At 71.4% G+C, this 17,148-nt stretch carries 15 protein-coding genes; 8 read left to right on the top strand and 7 right to left on the bottom strand.

Annotation, left to right across the window (positions count from 1 at the left end; translation table 11 throughout):
- The 5 genes from carA to BN3794_RS07355 form a co-directional block, all read right to left on the bottom strand.
- A complete protein-coding gene (gene carA / locus BN3794_RS07375; protein ID WP_066095482.1) occupies positions 1–1,134 on the bottom strand; it encodes a glutamine-hydrolyzing carbamoyl-phosphate synthase small subunit in 1,134 nt (377 codons plus the stop codon).
- Positions 1,135–1,293: 159 nt separating this feature from the next.
- A complete protein-coding gene (gene dapB / locus BN3794_RS07370; protein WP_066095480.1) occupies positions 1,294–2,010 on the bottom strand; it encodes a 4-hydroxy-tetrahydrodipicolinate reductase in 717 nt (238 codons plus the stop codon).
- A gap of 282 nt (positions 2,011–2,292) precedes the next feature.
- Entirely contained in the window at positions 2,293–2,544 is a 252-nt protein-coding gene (locus tag BN3794_RS07365; protein WP_066095477.1) for a DUF6587 family protein, read from the bottom strand.
- Positions 2,545–2,548: 4 nt separating this feature from the next.
- Positions 2,549–4,408: a ferrous iron transporter B gene (feoB, locus tag BN3794_RS07360; RefSeq protein ID WP_066095474.1), complete on the bottom strand. Its 1,860-nt coding sequence runs from the start codon at positions 4,406–4,408 to the stop codon at positions 2,549–2,551.
- Positions 4,405–4,656, bottom strand: coding sequence for a FeoA family protein (locus BN3794_RS07355; protein ID WP_066095470.1), 252 nt, complete (start codon positions 4,654–4,656; stop codon positions 4,405–4,407). The genes feoB and BN3794_RS07355 overlap by 4 nt, the downstream gene beginning before the upstream one ends.
- Positions 4,657–4,857: 201 nt before the next feature.
- Between BN3794_RS07355 and BN3794_RS07350 the strand changes: the two genes are divergently transcribed.
- From BN3794_RS07350 to yeiP, 3 genes are all read left to right on the top strand, one after another.
- The gene (locus BN3794_RS07350; protein WP_066095467.1) at positions 4,858–7,464 is read left to right on the top strand and encodes a sensor domain-containing protein; all 2,607 of its coding nucleotides are present in this window, start codon (positions 4,858–4,860) and stop codon (positions 7,462–7,464) included.
- A gap of 67 nt (positions 7,465–7,531) precedes the next feature.
- The gene (locus BN3794_RS07345; protein WP_066095465.1) at positions 7,532–8,302 is read left to right on the top strand and encodes an SDR family NAD(P)-dependent oxidoreductase; all 771 of its coding nucleotides are present in this window, start codon (positions 7,532–7,534) and stop codon (positions 8,300–8,302) included.
- Positions 8,303–8,364: 62 nt separating this feature from the next.
- Positions 8,365–8,934, top strand: coding sequence for an elongation factor P-like protein YeiP (gene yeiP, locus BN3794_RS07340; protein WP_066095463.1), 570 nt, complete (start codon positions 8,365–8,367; stop codon positions 8,932–8,934).
- Positions 8,935–8,994: 60 nt separating this feature from the next.
- Here the strand turns inward: yeiP and BN3794_RS07335 are convergent, their stop codons facing one another.
- Positions 8,995–10,380: an FAD-binding oxidoreductase gene (locus tag BN3794_RS07335; RefSeq protein WP_066095460.1), complete on the bottom strand. Its 1,386-nt coding sequence runs from the start codon at positions 10,378–10,380 to the stop codon at positions 8,995–8,997.
- A 177-nt stretch (positions 10,381–10,557) separates the two neighbouring features.
- On the opposite strand from BN3794_RS07335, the gene serA reads away from it, so the two are divergent.
- A complete protein-coding gene (gene serA / locus BN3794_RS07330) occupies positions 10,558–11,799 on the top strand; it encodes a phosphoglycerate dehydrogenase (RefSeq protein WP_066095457.1) in 1,242 nt (413 codons plus the stop codon).
- A gap of 105 nt (positions 11,800–11,904) precedes the next feature.
- On the opposite strand, the gene BN3794_RS07325 is transcribed toward serA, so the two are convergent.
- Positions 11,905–12,471 carry an NUDIX hydrolase gene (locus tag BN3794_RS07325; protein ID WP_066095455.1) on the bottom strand — a complete coding sequence of 189 codons (567 nt, stop codon included), beginning with the start codon at positions 12,469–12,471 and terminating at the stop codon, positions 11,905–11,907.
- A gap of 160 nt (positions 12,472–12,631) precedes the next feature.
- Here BN3794_RS07325 and BN3794_RS07320 point away from each other — a divergent pair, with 160 nt between their 5' ends.
- The 4 genes from BN3794_RS07320 to BN3794_RS07305 all read left to right on the top strand — a co-directional run bounded on the left by BN3794_RS07320 (position 12,632) and on the right by BN3794_RS07305 (position 17,145).
- Positions 12,632–14,185, top strand: a complete 1,554-nt coding sequence (locus tag BN3794_RS07320; protein ID WP_066095452.1) for an amino acid permease — start codon at positions 12,632–12,634, stop codon at positions 14,183–14,185.
- A gap of 176 nt (positions 14,186–14,361) precedes the next feature.
- A complete protein-coding gene (locus BN3794_RS07315; protein WP_066095449.1) occupies positions 14,362–15,786 on the top strand; it encodes an amino acid permease in 1,425 nt (474 codons plus the stop codon).
- A gap of 29 nt (positions 15,787–15,815) precedes the next feature.
- A complete protein-coding gene (locus BN3794_RS07310; protein ID WP_066095446.1) occupies positions 15,816–16,463 on the top strand; it encodes a methylthioribulose 1-phosphate dehydratase in 648 nt (215 codons plus the stop codon).
- Positions 16,464–16,587: 124 nt separating this feature from the next.
- Positions 16,588–17,145 carry a 1,2-dihydroxy-3-keto-5-methylthiopentene dioxygenase gene (locus BN3794_RS07305; RefSeq protein ID WP_066095443.1) on the top strand — a complete coding sequence of 186 codons (558 nt, stop codon included), beginning with the start codon at positions 16,588–16,590 and terminating at the stop codon, positions 17,143–17,145.
- Positions 17,146–17,148: the final 3 nt, after the last annotated feature.

Below are 17,148 nucleotides of genomic sequence, written 5' to 3'. Positions count from 1 at the left end.
TCAGTTGTTCTCCATCAGCGCAACGAAGCGGTCGAAGAGCGGGGAAACGTCGTGGGGTCCCGGCGAGGCTTCCGGGTGGCCCTGGAAGCTGAAGGCGGGGGCATCGGTCAGCGCGATGCCCTGGTTGGTGCCGTCGAACAGCGAGCGGTGGGTGACCCGCACGTTGGCCGGCAGGCTGGCCTCGTCGATGCAGAAACCGTGGTTCTGCGAGGTGATCATCACCTTGCCGCTGTCCAGGTCCTGCACCGGATGGTTGGCGCCGTGGTGGCCGTTGACCATCTTGGTGGTGGTGGCGCCGGCGGCCAGGCCGAGCAGCTGGTGACCCAGGCAGATGCCGAAGGTCGGGATCTTGCGGGCGATGAATTCCCGGATCGCGGCGATGGCGTAGTCGCACGGTTCCGGGTCGCCGGGACCGTTGGACAGGAACACGCCGTCCGGGTTCAGCGCCAGCACCTCGGCGGCAGGCGTCCGCGCCGGCACCACCTGCACGTCGCAGCCGCGTTCGGCCAGCATGCGCAGGATGTTCAGCTTCACCCCGAAGTCGTAGGCCACGACCTTGAAGCGCGGTTGCACGCGCACGAACTCGCCCCGGTCCAGGTCCAGCTCGCCCTCGTGCCACGCATAGGCGCGGTCGGTGCTGACCACCTTGGCCAGGTCCATGCCCTTCAGGCCGGGGAACTTGCGCGCCGCCTCCAGCGCCTTCTCCACGTCCAGCGCCTCGCCCGGGGCGCCGGCCAGCAGCGCGCCGTTCTGGGCGCCGCGCTCGCGCAGCAGGCGCGTCAGCCGGCGCGTGTCGATGCCGGCGATGGCGACCACGCCGCGCGCGGCCAGCCACTCCGGCAGCGGCGCCTGGCTGCGCCAGTTGCTGGGACGGCGCGGCACGTCGCGCACGATCAGGCCGGCCGACCAGACCTTGGCCGCCTCGTCGTCGGCGTCGTTGCAGCCGGTATTGCCGACGTGCGGATAGGTCAGCGTGACGATCTGCCGGGCATAGGACGGATCGGTCACGATCTCCTGGTAACCGGTCATGGCGGTGTTGAACACCACTTCGCCGACCGACAGGCCGGCCGCGCCGACGGATTCGCCCTCGAACACGGTGCCGTCTTCGAGGACAAGGATTGCGGGATGGGTCACGAAAGCTTCGCCTTGGGGTGGACGGGAACCCTGCTCCACCGGCTTGCGGCTGCAAGAAACCGCGGACGCGGCGCTTCTCCGGTCCGTGGCGATGGGTAACAGGCGAGTTGGAATTGTACCGGCGGGGGGGCGCTCACGCCAGCCTTGGCCGCCCCCTGTTCAGGCGATCAGGTCGCGCACCCGGTAGCTGCCGGCGGGCTTGCCCACCAGGTGGCGCGCGGCATGCAGCGCACCGCGGGCGAAGATGTCGCGGTTGGTGGCGCGATGGATCAGTTCCAGGCGCTCGCCCAGCCCGGTGAACTGCACCAGGTGCTCGCCGACGATGTCGCCGGCGCGCAGGCTGGCGTAGCGCGGCTGCGCCCCCGAGCCGGTGGCCGCCTCGCCGAGGCTGAGCGCGGTGCCGGACGGGGCGTCCTGCTTGTGCACGTGGTGGGCCTCGACGATGTCGCAGTCCCAGCCGGGCAGGCTGCCGGCGGCGCGCTCGACCAGGTCGGTCAGCACCGCGATGCCGAGGCTGAAGTTGGAGGCCCACACCAGCGGGATGGTGGCCGCGGCGGCGTTCAGCGCCTCGCGCTGGCCATCGCTCAGGCCGGTGGTGCCGGATACGAACGGCCGGCCCCGTTCCACGCACAGCGCCAGGACCGGATCGAACCCCTGCGGCAGGCTGAAGTCGATGGCCACGTCGAACGCCGGCACCCCGGCCAGTTCGCTGGCGGCGAAGTACGGCACGCCGTCCACCACCCGCTGCGCCGGCGAACGCCGTACCACGGCAGCGGCCACCGCGGTCGCCGGATCCTCCGCGGCCAGCCTCAGCAAGGCCCGGCCCATGCGGCCGGAAGCACCATGGATCAGCAGCTTCAGCGGGGAGGTGGTCATCTGCGGCGGTCCAGCGATCTACGGGAGGGCCGACACGTTACCCGATCCGCCGCGAAAGCGGAGTACAGGCACCCCGGCCCCGGCCCCGGCCCCGGGCGATCAGCCCGCCACGCCCGCGGTCCCGGCGATCGCCGCCTCGATCGGCTCGCCGAGGAGGGCGATGCCGGCATCGATCCTGTCCGGCGGCACCGTCACGAACGCCAGCTGCAGCCTGTTCGCCCGCGGCCCGGTGGCGAAGAACGGGCGCCGGGCCGGCTGCCGCTCCCCCGCTCCGCCGGATGCTCAGTGCTTGCGCGGCGCGTCCGGCCCGCAGGTGTCGCAGCCGGAACAGCCGCACCCGTCCGCGGCGGCGGGCGACGGTGCCAGCCGCCGCCCCAGCGCCTGCAGCCAGGCCGGCCGCGAGGGCCGCACCAGCGCCAGCGCCAGGGTCCCGCGCAGGCGCCGCAAGGTGCCGGGGAACTGCTTCTTGAACACCACCCAGGCGCTGGCCAGCACGGCCAGCGCGATCAATCCGTATTGCAGTGCCAGCGACATGGCCTCACCCCGCTCCCAGCAGCACCGCGACCTGGTAGGTCACCAGCGAGGCCAGGTAGGCCATCACGAACAGATAGAACGCGGTGTATCCCATCTGCTTCCAGGAATTGGTCTCGCGCTTGATCGTGGCCAGGGTCGAGGCACACATCGGCGCGTAGATGTACCAGACCAGCAGCGACAAGGCGGTGGCCAGGCTCCAGTCGTGGGCGATCAGCGGCGACAGCGCCTGCGCGGCGGCATCGTCGTCGGCGGCCGACAGCGCGTACACCGTGGCCAGCGAGGACACCGCCACCTCGCGCGCGGCCAGGCCGGGGATCAGCGCGATGCAGATCTGCCAGTTGAAGCCCAGCGGCGCGAACACCACCGCCAGCAGGTGGCCGATGCGCCCGGCGAAGCTGTAGTCGATCGCCGGCAGGGTAGCGCCGGCCGGCGCCGCCGGGAACGACAGCAGGAACCACAGCAGCACGGTCAGCGCCAGGATGATCCCGCCCACGCGCTTGAGGAAGATCAGCGCCCGCTCCCACAGGCCCAGCGCCAGGTCGCGCACGGTCGGCAGGCGGTAGGACGGCAGCTCCAGCAGCAGCGCGTGCTCGCCGCGGTCGCGGCGCCACTTCTTCATCGTCCAGGCCACCAGCAGCGCGCTGAGGATGCCGGCCACGTAGAGCCCGAACAGCACCAGTCCCTGCTGGTTGAACAGGCCCCACACCGTCTTCTGCGGGATGAACGCGCCGATCAGCAGGGCATACACCGGCAGCCGCGCCGAGCAGGTCATCAGCGGCGCCACCAGGATGGTGGCCAGGCGGTCGCGCGGGTCCTGGATGCTGCGGGTGGACATGATGCCCGGCACGGCGCAGGCGAAGCTGGACAGCAGCGGGATGAACGAGCGCCCGGACAGGCCCGCCGCGGACATCAGCCGGTCGAGCAGGAACGCCGCGCGCGGCAGGTAGCCCGATTCCTCCAGCGCCAGGATGAAGGCGAACAGGATCAGGATCTGCGGCAGGAACACGATCACGCTGCCGGCGCCGGCGATCACGCCGTCCACCAGCAGGCTGTTGAGGGGCCCCTGCGGCAAGGTGGCGCCCACCCACTCGCCCAGCCACTTGGTGCCGGCGTCGATGGCGTCCATCACCGGCGCGGCCCAGGCGTAGACCGCCTGGAAGATCAGGAACATCACCAGGGCCAGCGCCAGCAGGCCGAACACCGGGTGCAGCAGCCAGCGGTCCAGTGCGTCGTCCAGGCGCGAGGTGCGCTCGGGCATGATCACCGCCTCGGCCATGAGGTCGCGCACGCGGGCGTGGACCACCGCGGCCGGCAGTTCCGGCTCGGCCGCCGCCGGCGCGGCCAGGCTGGCGCCGTGCCGGTCCAGGTACTCGACCAGGTCGGCCGAGCCGTTGCGGCGGATGGCCACGGTCTCCACCACCGGCACGCCCAGGCCGCGCTCCAGCGCGGCGCGGTCGATGCGGATGCCGCGCCGCTGCGCGGCATCGACCATGTTCAGCACCACCAGCATCGGCCTGCCCAGCGCCCGCAGCTCCAGCGCGAAGCGCAGGTGCAGGCGCAGGTTGGTGGCGTCGATCACGCACACCAGCACGTCCGGGGCCGGCTCGCCGGGGTAGAAACCGCGGCACAGGTCGCGGGTGATCGCCTCGTCCAGGCTGGCCGGCTGCAGGCTGTAGGCGCCCGGCAGGTCCAGCACCACGAACTCGCGCCCGGACGGCGCCCGGAACCGGCCTTCCTTGCGCTCCACGGTCACGCCGCTGTAGTTGGCCACCTTCTGGCGGCTGCCGGTGAGCTGGTTGAACAGGGCCGTCTTGCCGCAGTTGGGATTGCCGACCAGCGCCAGGCGCATCGCCCCTGCGCTCATGCCGCCGCCTCCGCCGGTGCGCGCAGGTGCACGCGCGCGGCCTCGCTGCGCCGCAGGGCGAAGCGGGTGGAACCGACCTGGACCAGGATGGGCTCGCGGCCGACCGGCCCGATCGCCACCACCTTGATCGTCTCGCCCTCGATGAATCCCAGTTCGCGCAGGCGGCGGGCGATGGTGTCGTCCGGCTGCCGGTCCTGCACGGATTCGACGATGGCGGCATGGCGCAGCGGCAATTCGGACAACGTCACGGAACGACCTATCCATCAATAATGGTTCTCAATTTTACCATCACGGCAGCGGGCCCGATCCGGCCATGCCGCGGCGGCCGATTCCGGCGATTCAGCCAACTGCCGCGGTCCTGGCCGCCTGGCGACGGCCTTCCCGTATGTCACGGGATCCGGCAGCCTCTACCAGGCCGGATCACGACAGCCAGGCAGGAGCCCCCACCCATGACAGGCAGGGAACGCGAACGTCGCGAACGCGCCCGCGGCGACGGCCCGGCCGGCGCCGCAGGGACAGGCCGCGCCACCGGCGTCGCGCCGGCGGGCGAGGACGGCGACGGGCTCGACCTGCAGGCGCTGCGCCAGGCCCTGCCGGCCGCGCTGGCCCCGGCACTGGAACGGCTCGCCGCCCGCCTGGCCGCGGCCGAGGCCCGGGCGGCCGGCGCCCTGGCCGAACGCGACGCCCTGTTCGATGCCCTGCCCGACCCCGCCAGCATCATCGCCCCCGACGGCACCGTGCTCGACCTCAACGCCGCCGGCGTGCGCGCCTACGGCCGGCCGCGCGAGGCGATCGTCGGCCAGCCCATCGAGGTGCTCAACCCCGACCTGCCGCCGGACCACATGGATCCGGTGATCGAGGCGCTGGAGCACGGCGGCTCGTACGTGGTGGAGGTGACCAACATGCGCGGCGACGGCAGCCGGTTCCCGGTGGAGGTGCACTCCGGCGGCATCGACTACCAGGGCCGGCGCTGCGTGCTGGCGGTGGCGCGCGACCTGGGCCGGCGCTGGCAGGCCCAGACCCGCTACCGCCTGCTGCTGGAATCCATCGACAAGGGCGTGGTGCTGTTCGACCGCCAGCTGCGCGTGGTCGCCGCCAACCCGGCCGCGCACCGCATCCTGGGCGTGGGCGCCGGTCCCTCCGGGCCGGCCATGCACCACCGCGACTGGGCGATCGTGGACGCGCACGGCGCGCTGATGCCGGAGGAACGCTGGCCGCTGGTGCGCGCGCTGTCCAGCGGCCGCATCGTCGCCAGCACGGTGATGGGCATGTACCACCGCGGCAGCGGCCGCATGATCTGGGTCTCGACCACCCACGTGCCGGTGTTCTCGTGCGATTGCCGCGAGCCGGACCACGTGTTCGCGCTGTTCACCGACATCACCGAGCTCAAGCGCGACAACGCCCTGTTCGACCGTGCCCAGGCGCTGGCCCACATCGGCGGCTGGGAATGGGACCGCGCCCGCGCCCGCCTGTACCTGACCCGCGAGGCGCGCCGCATCCTCGGCCACGTGCCGCCGCCGCGCGACATGGACGGCCTGCTCGCCTGCCTGCAGGCCGACCACCGCCAGCGCCTGCAGCAGGCCCTGGACCAGGCCCTGCGCACCCGCCGCGGCTTCGAGCTGGAGCTGCTCGGCCAGCGCGGCGACGGCCATTCGTTCTGGATCCGCATGATCGGCGAGGTGGAAAGCAGCGCGATGGCGGCCTCGCGCATCGCCGGCACGCTGCAGGACATCACCGAGTCGCGGCAGGCCGAGGAGACCCTGCGCATCCGCGCCTGCACCGACCCGTTGACCGGAGCCATGAACCGCGACGCCATCCTCGACACCCTGGAGGTGCGCCTGGGCCATCCCGCGCACGCGCGCCTGGCGGTGCTGTACATCGACCTGGACCGCTTCAAGCTGGTCAACGACACCCTCGGCCACGACGCCGGCGACCAGTTGCTGGTCGAGGCCACGCGCCGCATCGCGCAGGCGATCGGCACCGACGGATTGCTGGCCCGCTTCGGCGGCGACGAGTTCCTGGTGCTGTGCGACGCCAGCGGCCAGGCCGAGCGCCCGGAACGGCTGGCGCAGGCCATCGCCGACGCCTTCGCCGCCCCGTTCCGCCTGGCCGGCGAGGAGTTCCGCGTCTCGGCCAGCATCGGCATCGCCTGCGCGCCCGAGCACGGCCACCGCCCACAGCAGCTGATCCGCAACGCCGACGCGGCCATGTACGAGGTCAAGCGCCGCACCCGCGACGGCTGGCGCCTGTTCGCCCCGGAGCTGGAACGCCGCCAGCAGGACCGCCTGTCGATCGAACAGCACCTGCGCCAGGCGCTGGAGCGCGGCGAGTTCCACCTCGCCTACCAGCCGCAGGTGGACCTGCGCAGCGGCCGCACCGTGGGCGCCGAGGCGCTGGTGCGCTGGCACAGCGGGCAGCTGGGCGAGCTGCGCCCGGAGGTGTTCATCCGCCACGCCGAGAGCACCGGCGACATCGTCCACATCGGCACCTGGGTGCTGCACGAGGCCTGCCGCCAGGCGCGGGCCTGGCGCGACGCGGGCCTGGCCACGCCGCGCGTGGCCGTCAACGTGTCCTACCGCCAGTTCGCCGCCGACCTGGTCGGCGTCGTGCGCCAGGCGCTGGATGCCCACGGCCTGGCCGGCACGGCGCTGGAACTGGAGTTCACCGAGCGCGTGCTGATCGAGGACGCCCCGGCCACGCTGCGCACCTTCGCCGCGCTGCGCGAGATGGGCCTGGCGCTGACCATCGACGATTTCGGCGAGGGCTACAACGCACTGAACTACCTGCGCCGCCTGCCGATCCACGGGCTCAAGCTGAGCGCGCTGTTCGTCGGCGGGGTGCCGTCCAACCGCTCGGATACCGCGGTCTGCGAGGCGGTGTGCGGCATCGCCCGCAGCCTGGGCCTGGCGGTGGTCGCCGAAGGCGTGGAATCCCACGCCCAGCACCGCTACCTGCTGGAGCTGGGCGTGCCGTTGGGCCAGGGCTTCCTGTTCGCGCCGGCGCTGGCGCCGGAGGAATTCGCCCGCCGCCTGCGCGACGCCATGCCGCAGGCCTGACCGCAGGCGCCGGCCACGGGCGCGGCCATCGGCTAGAATCGCCGCTCTTTCACGGGAGGGTGAAACCATGCAACTGGCACAAGTCCGCGCGGTGGTGACCGGCGGCGTCTCCGGGCTCGGCCTGGCCGTGGCGCGGCGGCTGGTGGCCGCCGGCGGCCGCGCCGTGCTGCTCGACCTCAACGACGCCAAGGGCGCGGCGGCCATGGAGGAACTCGGCCGCGACAACGCCTTCTACCTGCGCACCGACGTCACCGACGAGGAGGCCGTGGCCGCCGACCTGGCCGCCGCGCGCGAGTTCCTCGGCGGCCTGGACGTGGCCGTCAACTGCGCCGGCATCCTCGGCGCCGGCCGCGTGCTCGGCAAGGAAGGCGCGATGCCGCTGGCCACCTTCCGCGGCACGGTGATGGTCAACCTGGTCGGCAGCTTCAACGTCGCCAAGGCCGCGGCCAACCTGATGCAGCACAACGCCCCCGGCGAGGACGGCGAGCGCGGCGTCATCGTCAATACCGCCTCGGTGGCCGCCTACGAGGGCCAGATCGGCCAGGCCGCCTACGCGGCCAGCAAGGGCGGCGTGGTCGGCATGACCCTGCCGATGGCGCGCGAGCTGGCGCGCTTCGGCATCCGGGTGATGACCGTCGCCCCCGGCGTGTTCTGGACGCCGATGGTGGACGGCATGCCCGAGTCGGTGCAGCAGGCGCTGGGCGCCTCCATCCCCTTCCCCTCGCGGCTGGGCCAGCCGGAGGAGTTCGCCGACGCGGTCGCCTTCATCCTGGCCAACCGCTACCTCAACGGCAGCGTGATCCGCCTGGACGGCGCCGTGCGCCTGGCGCCCCGGTAGCCATCGCGGCCGGCCCGCTGCCGGTCCGCTCCCACTTCCATCCCCTGTCCCGAACCGATCCCATGAGAGCTTCCGAAATCAAGAAGGGCAACGTCGTCGAGTACAACAACGGCGTCTACCAGATCCGCGACATCGAGCGCAGCTCGCCGCAGGGCCGCGGCGGCAACGTCCGCTTCCGCTTCATCATGTATTCCGTGCCGGGCGGCAACAAGCTCGACGCCAGCTTCGACGCCGACGACAACCTGCCCGAGGTCGAGCTGCTGCGCCGCCAGGCCACGTTCTCCTACAAGGACGGCGAGGCCTTCGTGTTCCTCGACGACGAGGACTACACCCCGTACACGCTCGACGCCGACGTGCTGGGCGAGGACGCCGGCTACATCACCGACGGCCTGGGCGGCTGCTACGTGCAGGTGATCGACGAACAGCCGGTGGCGCTGCAGCTGCCGCAGTACGTCACCCTGGACGTGGTGGAGACGCCGCCGGAGCTGAAGGGCGGCACCGCCACCAAGCGCCCCAAGCCGGCCAAGCTGTCCACCGGCATCGAGATCATGGTGCCCGAGTACATCGCCAGCGGCGAGCGCATCCTGGTCAACACCGACACCGGCGAATTCGGCGGCCGCGCCAGCGACTGACCCGGCGGCTCGGCGCGGGCCGCCACGGGCGGTCCGCGTCCGCGCGCCCCGGCCACACGCTCAGGCGTCGAACAGCTTGCCCGGGTTCATCAGCCCGTTCGGGTCGAACACCTGCCTGATGCCGCGCATCAGCGCGATTTCCTGGGCGCTGCGGGTGCAGCCCAGGTAGGGCTTCTTCACCAGGCCGATGCCGTGCTCGGCCGAGATGCTGCCCCGGTACTGCGCCAGCACCTGCGCCAGCAGCTTGGTCACGTGCTCGCACTGGGCCACGAACCGGGCATCGGTGGTGTCGTCGGGCTTGAGCACGTTGATGTGCAGGTTGCCGTCGCCGATGTGGCCGAACCAGACCACCTCGAAGTGCGGGTATTCCCGGGCGAGCAGCGCCTGGCTGGCGGCCAGGAACGCCGGCATCGCCGAGATGCGCACGGAGATGTCGTTCTTGTAGGGCGTGTAGCGGGCGATGGATTCGGTGATGCCCTCGCGCAGACGCCACAGCTGGCGGGCCTGGGCATCGGACTGGCTGATCACCCCGTCGCTGACCCAGCCCTGCTCCAGGCAATGCTCGAAGGCGGCCAGGGCGGCGGCCTCGCCGGCCGCGTCGTTGGCGAACTCGGTGACCACGTAGTAGGGATGGGCGACGTCGAACGGCGCCTGCGCGCCGTGCGCCAGCACGTGGCGCAGCGCCGCCTCGGTGAAGAACTCGAAGGCTTCCAGCCGCAACCGCGAACGGAACGCGGCGAACACCTGCATCAGCACCTCGAAGGACGGCACCGCCAGCAGCATCACGTTGGTCGGCGGCGGCGGGTCGGTCAGCCGGAGGGTGGCTTCCACCACCACGCCCAGCGTGCCTTCCGAGCCGACGAACAGGTGGCGCAGGTCGTAGCCGCTGGAATTCTTGACCAGCGCATGGTTGAGCTCGAGCAGCTCGCCGGCACCGGTGACCACCTTGAGCCCGGCGATCCAGTCGCGGGTGGTGCCGTAGCGGATCACCCGGATGCCGCCGGCATTGGTGGCGATGTTGCCGCCGATCGAGCACGAGCCGCGTGCGGCGAAGTCCACCGGATAGACCAGTCCGTGTTCGGCCGCCGCCTCGTGCACGGCCTGCAATGCCATGCCCGCCTGCACGGTCAGGGTGCGGTCCACGGCGTCGAAGTCCAGTGCCCGGTTCATCCGCTCCAGGCTCAGCACCAGCTCGCCGGCGGCCGCCACCGCGCCGCCGGACAGGCCGGTGCGCCCGCCGGAAGGCACCACCGCCACGTGCTCGGCGTTGGCCCAGCGCACGACCGCCTGCACCTCCTCCACCGTCGCCGGCAGGGCGATGGCCAGCGGCGCCGGCGTCCAGCGCCTTGTCCAGTCGCGGCCGTAGTGCTCCAGGTCGGCGGGATCGGTCTTCAGCCGCAGCGACGGGGCAGCGGCCAGCAGCGAGGACAGGCGCGGATCGGTCATGGCAGGGGCCACAGGCGGCAGGGGCCGGCAAGCGTGCCAGCCGCGCCGGGCCCCGTCCAGCCGCCGCGGCGATCGATACACCTGCAACGGCTATCGCCATGCCGCGGCGCGGGCGCGATACTTCGGCCCCCTGGCCGCGCGGCGGCCACTCCGTCTTTCCTCCCCCCAGGCGACGTCATGACCGAAAAGAAGACCTCCTTCCCCAAGCAGGACATCCGCGTGCTGCTGCTCGAGGGCGTGAGCCCCACCGCCGTGGAGACGTTCCGCGCCGCCGGCTACTCCAACATCGAGCTGCATGCCAAGTCGCTGCCGGAGGACGAACTGCTGGCGCGCATCGCCGAGGCCCACATCGTCGGCATCCGCTCGCGCACCCAGCTCAACGCCGATGTCCTGGCCCATGCCAAGCGCCTGATCGCGGTCGGCTGCTTCTGCATCGGCACCAACCAGGTGGACCTGGACGCGGCCGAGCTGGCCGGCATCCCGGTGTTCAACGCGCCCTATTCCAACACCCGCAGCGTGGCCGAGCTGGTGATGGCCGAGCTGGTGATGCTGCTGCGCGGCATCCCGCAGAAGAACGCCGAGTGCCACCGCGGCGGCTGGTCCAAGTCGGCCGCCGGCAGCCACGAGGCGCGCGGCAAGACCCTGGGCATCGTCGGCTACGGCCATATCGGCACCCAGGTCGGCGTGCTGGCCGAGTCGCTGGGCCTGCACGTGATCTACCACGACATCGAGACCAAGCTGGCGCTGGGCAACGCCCAGCCGGCCGCCAGCCTGGAGGACCTGCTGGCGCGCGCCGACGTGATCACCCTGCACGTGCCCGAGACCCCGGCCACGCGGCTGATGATCGGACCGGCCGAACTGGAACTGGCCAAGCCGGGCGTGCACCTGATCAACGCCTCGCGCGGCACGGTGATCGACATCGACGCGCTGGACGCGGCACTGGCCAGCGGCAAGGTGGCCGGCGCCGCCATCGACGTGTTCCCGGTCGAGCCCAAGGGCAACGGCGATGCCTTCGTCTCGCCGCTGACGCGCTACGACAACGTCATCCTGACTCCGCACGTGGGCGGCTCCACCCTGGAGGCCCAGGCCAACATCGGCGTGGAGGTGGCCGCCAAGCTGGTGCGCTACAGCGACAACGGCAGCACGCTCTCGGCGGTCAACTTCCCGGAGGTGACCCTGCCCGAGCACGAGGGCAGCCGCCGCATCCTGCACATCCACCGCAACGTGCCCGGCGTGCTCTCGCGCATCAACGAGATCTTTTCGCGCCAGGACGTCAACATCAACGGCCAGTTCCTGCGCACCGACCCCAAGCTGGGCTACGTGGTGATCGACGTGACCGCCACCGAGGAACAGGTCGCCGAGCTGCGCGCGGCCATGGCCGCGGTGCCGGGCACCCTGCGCACCCGCGTGCTGTACTGACGTCCCGCAGGACACGGGGGATCGCCCGCGCGATGCGGGCGATCCCGGCCTCCAACCTTCGCCGGCCAGGCAAGGTCCCCGCCCGGCGCATCCCCCGGCCCCGGCTCAGCCGGGCCAGCCGGCCAGCCAGCGCCCGGCCATGCGTCGCATCGAGTCGTCCGCCGCCGGGTCCTGCGCCAGCGTGGCGATCTCGCGCCAGGCTAGGGCCAGCGATTCGTCGCTCACCACGAACGCCTCCGAGGCGCCCGCGCGCACCACGTAGCGCACGTCGTAGTGCCAATGCCCCGGCACCTCGCCGCGTGCCGGGATCCAGTGGCGGTCCAGGTCGAAGATGCCGCCCTGCACCACCAGTCCGGCCAGGCCGGACTCCTCCCCGGCCTCGCGCAATGCCACGCGCGCCAGGTCGGCATCGCCGTCGGCGTGGCCGCCCAGCTGCAGCCAGCGCCCGAGCTTGCGGTGGTGGGTGAGCAGCACGCGCCGGCCATCGCCGCTGACCAGCCATGCGCTGCCGGTGAAATGCCCGGCCAGGCGGCTACGCTCGAACGGATTGGCCGGATCGTCCAGCAAGGCCAGGAAGGCATCGGCCACCGCCACCTCGGCGGAGTGGCGGTCGCGGTAGTCGGCCAGCGCCAGGCGCAGGCTTGCATCGTCTTCGTGCAGGTTTTGCACCATGCAGGGGATCCCCGTGTCGTCAGGCGCCCATTGTCGCCTGAGCGCGGAACCCGTGCGCTTGTACGCCGCGGAGGCCGCGGGGTAAGGTGCGGTCATTCGTGACCTGGCCTTCACACTTCAGGCACGGTTTACCCGCCACCTGCCTCAAGGGGACACCTGCATGCTTTTCTGGCGCGTCAAGCCGCTCGACAAAATCCTGGAAACCGCCGAGAAGAAGGCGCTCACCCGACAACTGGGCGCATTGCAGCTGACCCTGCTGGGCGTGGGCGCGGTGATCGGCACCGGCATCTTCGTGCTGACCGCCGAGGCCGGACAGAAGGCCGGTCCTGGACTGATGGTCGCCTTCGTCATCGCCGCCGTGGTCTGCGCGCTGGCGGCGCTGGCCTATGCCGAGCTGGCCTCGATGGTGCCGGTGTCCGGTTCGGCCTACACCTATACCTACGGCGTGCTCGGCGAGCTGCTGGCCTGGGTCGTCGGCTGGGCGCTGGTGCTGGAATACGCGGTCGCCGCCGGTGCGGTGGCGGTGGGCTGGTCGGGCTACATGAACGGCCTGCTCGACAGCGCCGGGTGGGGATTGCCCCTGGCGCTGAAGGTCGGCCCGCAGGCCGGCGGCACCTTCAACCTGCTGGCCTGCCTGATCTCGCTGGCCATCACCGGGCTGCTGGTGCTGGGCACCAGCAAGAGCGCCTGGGTCAACGCGGTGCTGGTCTCGCTGAAGATCATCGCCCTGACCGTGTTCATCGTCGTCGCCGTGCCGGCCGCCAAGGACGCCAACTTCCAGCCGTTCCTGCCGACCGGCTGGGGCAGCCCGATGGGCGGCATCGGCGTGCTCGGCGCGGCGGCCTCGATCTTCTTCGCCTACGTCGGCTTCGACGCGGTGTCCACCGCGGCCGAGGAGACCCGCAACCCCAACCGCAACATCCCCATCGGCCTGATCGGTTCGCTGACCATCTGCACGGTGTTCTACCTGCTGGTCGGCTACGGCGCGGTCGGCGCCATGGGCGCGCAGCCGCTGATGGACGCGGCCGGCAACGCGATCCCGCCGGGCAGCAAGGAATTCGCCGCCGCCTGTGCCGCCGTCGGCGGCGCGCACGAGCCGCTGGTGTGCAGCCACGAGCCGCTGGCCCACGTGATGCGCGTGCTGGGCTTCGCCGGCCTGGGCAATGCCATCGGCATCATCGCCGCGCTGGCGCTGCCGACGGTGGTGCTGATGATGCTCTACGGCCAGACCCGCATCTTCTTCACCATGTCGCGCGACGGCCTGCTGCCGCCGGCGCTGTCCAAGGTGCACCCGAAGTTCCACACGCCGCACATCATCACCCTGATCACCGGCGTGTGCGTGTCGCTGTTCTCGGCCATGTTCCCGGTCGGCGTACTGGCCGACATCTCCAACTCGGGCACGCTGTTCGCCTTCATCATGGTCGCCGTCGGCGTGCTGGTGCTGCGCGTGCAGCAGCCCGACCGCCCGCGCCCGTTCCGCACGCCGTTCGTGTGGCCGGTGTGCATCCTGGCCATCGCCGGCTGCCTGCTGCTGTTCGTCAACCTGTCCGGCTACACCATCAGCCTGTTCTTCGGCTGGGCGCTGGTCGGGCTGGTGGTCTACTACTTCTACGGCTACCGCCGCAGCTACATGGTCCCCGGCAACGAGCCGGCCGAGCTGCCGCCCGGCGAGCTGCCGCCCGAGCCCGAGTTCCACGAAGGCCCGCAGGCCTGATCCATCGCCATGCACGCAGGCGGGCGGTGCACTCCGGTGCGCCGCCCGCCTGCGTTTTGCCTCGCACGTTTCGCGGGCACGGACGCGGCCCGGCACGCTAGAATCGCCTCCGTCGTGACCGGGCAACGCGCCGACCGGCCGCCCGACGCGCTTTCTTCCCGGTCCGGATCCCGCCCATGCTCCAACGCCTGCTGGCCACCCGCCACCCGCTCGCGGTCAACCGCGACGCCGGGCAGCTCGAACTCGTCCGCACCCTGGGCCCGTGGGGCCTGACCGCGCTGGGCATCGGCGCGGTGATCGGCGGCGGCATCTTCGTCATCACCGGCCAGGCCGCGGCCGCGCATGCCGGCCCGGCGATCGTGCTGTCCTTCGTGATGGCCGCCGTCTGCTGCACGTTCTGCGCGCTGGCCTACGCCGAGTTCGCCTCGCTGGTGCCGGTGTCCGGCAGTGCCTACACCTATGCCTACGCCACCTTCGGCGAACTGGCGGCCTGGTTCATCGGCTGGATGCTGGTGCTCGAGTACGGGGTGTCCGGTTCGGCGGTCGCGGTGAGCTGGACCGGCTATTTCCTCAGCCTGCTCGACCAGTTCGGCCTGCACCTGCCGGCGGCGCTGGTGAACGCGCCGCTGGACGGCCAGCTGCGCCCCACCGGCGCCATCGCCAACGTGCCGGCCGCGATCCTGGTGCTGGCGCTCACCTGGCTGTGCTACGTGGGCATCCGCAAGTCCTCGGCGATGAACCTGGCCATGGTCGTGCTCAAGATCGCGCTGATCGTGCTGGTCATCGTCGTCGGCTGGCGCTACGTGGACCCGGCCAACTGGCACCCGTTCATCCCCGCCAACGAGGGCCCGGGCAAGTACGGCTGGGAGGGCGTGCTGCGCGGCGCGGCGATGGTGTTCTTCGCCTACATCGGCTTCGAGGCGGTATCGGTGGCGGCGCAGGAATCGCGGCGGCCGCAGCGCGACCTGCCGCTGGGCATGATCGCCTCGCTGGCCATCTGCACGGTGCTGTACGTGGCCATGGCGCTGGTGCTGACCGGCCTGCTGCCGTACCGCCTGCTCGGCACCGACGAGCCGGTGGTCACCGCGGTGGCCGCGCACCCGCAGCTGGGTTGGCTGCGCACGGTCGTGGAGATCGGTGCGCTGATCGGCCTGGCCTCGGTGGTGCTGGTGATGATCATCGGCCAGCCGCGGATCTTCATGATCATGGCCAACGACGGCCTGCTGCCGGCGGTGTTCCGCCGCATCCACCCGGTCTACCGCACTCCGCACGTCAACACCGTCATCACCGGCATCGGCATCGCGCTGCTGGCGGCGGTGTTCCCGCTGGACGTACTCGGCGAACTGACCTCGATGGGCACGCTGATCGCCTTCGCCACGGTCTGCGCCGGCGTGCTGGTGCTGCGCCGCACCCAGCCGCAGCTGCCGCGCCCGTTCCGCATCCGCGGCGTGTGGTTCGTGTGCCTGGCCGGCATCGCCAGCTGCCTGGCCCTGCTCTCGGCGATGACCCGCTACAACTGGATGCTGATGGCCGCCTGGACCGTCGTCGGCCTGCTGGTCTACGCCGGCTACGGCTACCGCCACAGCCGCCTGGCTCGGTAAGCCGCGCCGATTCTTCCTAGAATGTGCCCATGAACACCGATTCCCTGCCCTACAGCGCCGAACGCCTGCACTTGGCGGCCGAGGAACTGATCGCCAACGTGCGCGAGCTGGCCCAGGCCGGCTGGACGCCCGCCACCAGCAGCAACTTCTCCGAGCGCCTGGACCAGGACCACGTGGCCATCACCGTCTCCGGCCGCGACAAGGGCCGGCTGGTCGAGGCCGACATCATGGTCGTGGACATGGACGCGCGCCCGGTCGCCACCGACCTGCGCCCGTCGGCCGAGACCCTGCTGCACACCCGCCTGTACCGCCGCTTCCCGGAGGTCGGCTGCGTCCTGCACACCCATTCGCCGGTGCAGACCGTGGCCTCGCGCCTGTACGGGCCGGCCGGCCAGGTGCACCTGGCCGGCTACGAGCTGCTCAAGGCCCTGCGCGGCAACACCACCCACGACACCGCGATCGACCTGCCGGTGCTGCCCAACAGCCAGGACATGACGGTGCTGGCCGACCAGGTCGATGCCCTGCTCGACCGGGCCCCGATGTGGGGCTACCTGATCGACGGCCATGGCCTGTACGCCTGGGGCCGCGACATGGCCGAGGCGCGCCGCCACCTGGAAGCCTTCGACTTCCTGCTGGGCTGCGAGCTGGAGTTGCGGCGCCTGCGCGATCGCCCCTGAGGGCCGCCGCGCCGCGGTTTTGCCCGCACCGGCGGAACATCAGCGTTCCGGCGCCGTCATGTGGCCGCCGCCGGCACGCTGCTACCCTTTCCGGTCCCTCCACCTTCCACGTCAGGGAAACGCCATGAGCCGTCTGCGCATCTTCGCCGACACCACCCCCGACACGCCGCTGCTGGACACCCGCGACGGCGCCACCATCGCCGCCGAGCTGGCCAGGATCGGCGTCACCTTCGAGCGCTGGCAGGCCTCCCAGCCGATCGAGCCGGGCGCCCCGCAGGACGAGGTCATCGCTGCCTACAAGGCCGACATCGACCGCCTGGTGGCGGAGCGCGGCTTCACCAACGTCGACGTGGTGAGCATCGCCCCGGACAACCCCAAGCGCGAGGAAATGCGCAGGAAGTTCCTCGACGAGCACTTCCACGTCGAGGACGAGGTGCGCTTCTTCGTCGCCGGGTCCGGCCAGTTCACCCTGCACGTGGACGGCAAGGTGTACGAGATCGAGTGCGTCAAGAACGACCTGATCGCCGTGCCCGACCGCGCCCTGCACTGGTTCGACATGGGGGCCGAGCCGTACTTCGTTGCGATCCGCTTCTTCACCGACCCGGCCGGCTGGGTGGGCCACTTCACCGGCGACGACATCGCCCAGAAATTCTCCCGCTACGAACCCGAACAGGCCGCCTGACCC

The organism is Xanthomonas massiliensis, assembly GCF_900018785.1.
Taxonomy (GTDB): Bacteria; Pseudomonadota; Gammaproteobacteria; order Xanthomonadales; family Xanthomonadaceae; genus Xanthomonas_B; species Xanthomonas_B massiliensis.
This window is presented reverse-complemented; position numbering and strand designations above follow the sequence as displayed.

What these genes read in the sequence shown, in the direction of transcription:
- BN3794_RS07365 (WP_066095477.1), bottom strand. Translation starts at nt 2,544, where the DNA reads ATGTCGCTGGCACTGCAATACGGATTGATCGCGCTGGCCGTGCTGGCC.
- BN3794_RS07345 (WP_066095465.1), top strand. Translation starts at nt 7,532, where the DNA reads ATGCAACTGGCACAAGTCCGCGCGGTGGTGACCGGCGGCGTCTCCGGG.
- dapB (WP_066095480.1), bottom strand. Translation starts at nt 2,010, where the DNA reads ATGACCACCTCCCCGCTGAAGCTGCTGATCCATGGTGCTTCCGGCCGC.
- BN3794_RS07325 (WP_066095455.1), bottom strand. Translation starts at nt 12,471, where the DNA reads ATGGTGCAAAACCTGCACGAAGACGATGCAAGCCTGCGCCTGGCGCTG.
- BN3794_RS07310 (WP_066095446.1), top strand. Translation starts at nt 15,816, where the DNA reads ATGAACACCGATTCCCTGCCCTACAGCGCCGAACGCCTGCACTTGGCG.
- BN3794_RS07350 (WP_066095467.1), top strand. Translation starts at nt 4,858, where the DNA reads ATGACAGGCAGGGAACGCGAACGTCGCGAACGCGCCCGCGGCGACGGC.
- BN3794_RS07305 (WP_066095443.1), top strand. Translation starts at nt 16,588, where the DNA reads ATGAGCCGTCTGCGCATCTTCGCCGACACCACCCCCGACACGCCGCTG.
- BN3794_RS07315 (WP_066095449.1), top strand. Translation starts at nt 14,362, where the DNA reads ATGCTCCAACGCCTGCTGGCCACCCGCCACCCGCTCGCGGTCAACCGC.
- BN3794_RS07320 (WP_066095452.1), top strand. Translation starts at nt 12,632, where the DNA reads ATGCTTTTCTGGCGCGTCAAGCCGCTCGACAAAATCCTGGAAACCGCC.
- serA (WP_066095457.1), top strand. Translation starts at nt 10,558, where the DNA reads ATGACCGAAAAGAAGACCTCCTTCCCCAAGCAGGACATCCGCGTGCTG.
- yeiP (WP_066095463.1), top strand. Translation starts at nt 8,365, where the DNA reads ATGAGAGCTTCCGAAATCAAGAAGGGCAACGTCGTCGAGTACAACAAC.
- feoB (WP_066095474.1), bottom strand. Translation starts at nt 4,408, where the DNA reads ATGAGCGCAGGGGCGATGCGCCTGGCGCTGGTCGGCAATCCCAACTGC.
- BN3794_RS07335 (WP_066095460.1), bottom strand. Translation starts at nt 10,380, where the DNA reads ATGACCGATCCGCGCCTGTCCTCGCTGCTGGCCGCTGCCCCGTCGCTG.